Genomic DNA, 2,199 nt, shown 5'->3' with positions numbered 1-2,199 from the left:
CAAAGAAACAAGCAATTATGAACAATCAAAAAATGAAAAGAAATCTGAACCAACAATAATAAAAATGATTGCACCAATAACGGAATATTAATTTAGTAAAGCACAGCAGGTAACAACGTGTATAATTCATTGCTAGTTATAGCCTACTTACGAAAGTCCTAGCGGACTTTCTATCTGTGATTTATTTGCTAACTTTAGTGCTGAAACACGCAACGAAATCATACACAAAACCGTTGTGTGTAATTAAAAAATTAACTGCAGAATTTAATTATGAAAAAAGTTTTGACCTTTCTAAAATGGTTTTTTGGTACAGCCTTTATTGTAATTGCACTCTTGACGATTACGGTATTGTGGTATGTTAAATCTGAAGAAAAACAACTTTCAGGTGAGAACACTGTAGTTGTTGATGGGTCTAATTTTAAGACTCAATTTGGGAAAATCGCAATAAAAAATATCGGAGTGCTCTCGGCTAATAACGATTCTATACTTCCAAATCAAACAATACTAGTTAACAATGAAATTATTGAATATATTGGCAAAGCCAAAAGTATTCCAAATGATTACACCATTATTGATGGCCAGGGTAAGTATTTGATTCCAGGTTTAATTGACTCTCATATTCACCCCTATAAAAGTAAAAACGACCTCTTACTTTTCCTCGCTAATGGTATAACCCATGTTGCTACAATGAGTTCGTGGCGAGGACTTTATCTTGAATGGCGAGATGAAGCAAAAAATGGTTCCTTATTGCCTCAACTTTATGTGGCCGCTGGGCCAATGAATAGTGCAAAAGACTTTAGAAGTAAAATATACGGTTCACTGGGTCCAATTCCTGTTTTCAACGATACCATAAAGACCAAAAAAACCGTTGCTGAATTCAAGTCAATGGGATATGATGCACTAAAAGCTTATAGCTTAGATAAAGATAACTACTTTGCAGTTTCTCGAGCCTCTAAAGAATATAATATCCCAATGATTGGCCACCTGACACCTGCCGTAACCCTTGAGGATTTATTTGACTCTAATCAATCTCAAGTTGCACATGTCGAAGAAATCACCAAAGCTATGGAACGAGAATTCGGTGGTCGTTCTAAAATATTCTATGACAATACCGAAGCATACCTTTCCTTTTTAATAGAAAATGCGGATAGTATTGCTAAAAGAATTAAAGAAAAAAATATAACGATTTCCACTACTGTAAATGTTTATCCACGAGCAAAAAAGCAAGATTTGGATTTAAGGAGCTATCTTAAATCTATGGAGATTGAATATGTAAATCCTGGTATTTTGGAAGGGTCTGTATTCAATCCGGGCTGGTTACCTGGAAGCAATAGATATGAAGACCCAAATAATACCGATACGGAAGGAATTAGGAAAGCTAAAATATATTGGGATACCTATATCGAAGCCGTAAATAAAATGACGCTTGCTTTTGCCCGTAATGGCGTGAATCTTACAGCAGGAACTGATGCAGGAAACCCCGGTATTGTTGCTGGGTTTTCACTGCATGACGAATTAGAGCATCTTGCTGATTTAGGTCTAAATAACAAATATGTATTAGATACCGCGACTAAAAACGCCGCCGAATGGCTTGGAAGCAATGCTGGGATAATGGCAGAAGGAAGAACAGCAGATCTGGTTATTTTAAATGGTAATCCGTTGGACAACATAGGAAATACTCGAAACATTAACGCAGTAGTGGTCAGAGGTAAGTATTTAGACAGAAGCGAACTAGATGAAATCTTGAAATTGATAAGAGATGCGAATAATCAAAGCAGAAAAATTAGTGTTGAAGAATATTTATCGAATTGACACGTAAAATAACTACACACAGTAGAGTAGGAGCGAGGAATTTCGCCTCGCCCCTCTCACAGAATCGTATCCCGATAGCTCGGGACAGGCTGTGATAGTCTCCCATCATACGGCTCTTCAAGTTCATGTAACCATTCCAGGTTACAGTTTCCAACGGTTCATCCCATTTTCATGGTTGACCTAGGACACTTGAACTTGTCAGTCCCTTCACTCCAGTTCCAGTTCCATTACAAAACCTTCCTCACTAATATGGACTGATCCGTCACCCTTAGCTGCATTGGTAATTGGCTTACAGAATCTTCCTGCTTGCTGTTTCCCTTTCACATCAACCAAGGGCTTCCTGCGTTCCACAAATAAGGCCCAGATAAAAGTCATGCCCCCTTTATG

2 protein-coding genes are annotated in these 2,199 nt (G+C 37.6%); one reads left to right on the top strand and one right to left on the bottom strand.

All coding sequences use genetic code 11. The annotated features are described in order from the left end of the window. The first annotated feature begins 270 nt into the window (after positions 1-270). The gene (locus tag WBM49_RS03205) at positions 271-1,812 is read left to right on the top strand and encodes an amidohydrolase family protein (RefSeq protein WP_424370622.1); all 1,542 of its coding nucleotides are present in this window, start codon (positions 271-273) and stop codon (positions 1,810-1,812) included. A 207-nt stretch (positions 1,813-2,019) separates the two neighbouring features. On the opposite strand, the gene WBM49_RS03200 is transcribed toward WBM49_RS03205, so the two are convergent. Beyond that, positions 2,020-2,199 (bottom strand): hypothetical protein (locus WBM49_RS03200; protein ID WP_424370621.1); only part of this gene is annotated, 180 nt, incomplete at its 5' end.

Origin of the sequence: Muriicola sp. (assembly GCF_049669965.1) — a bacterium.
Taxonomy (GTDB): Bacteria; Bacteroidota; Bacteroidia; order Flavobacteriales; family Flavobacteriaceae; genus Muriicola.
Note: the sequence above shows the minus strand (reverse complement) of the source record. Positions and strands in the feature narration are given on the sequence as shown.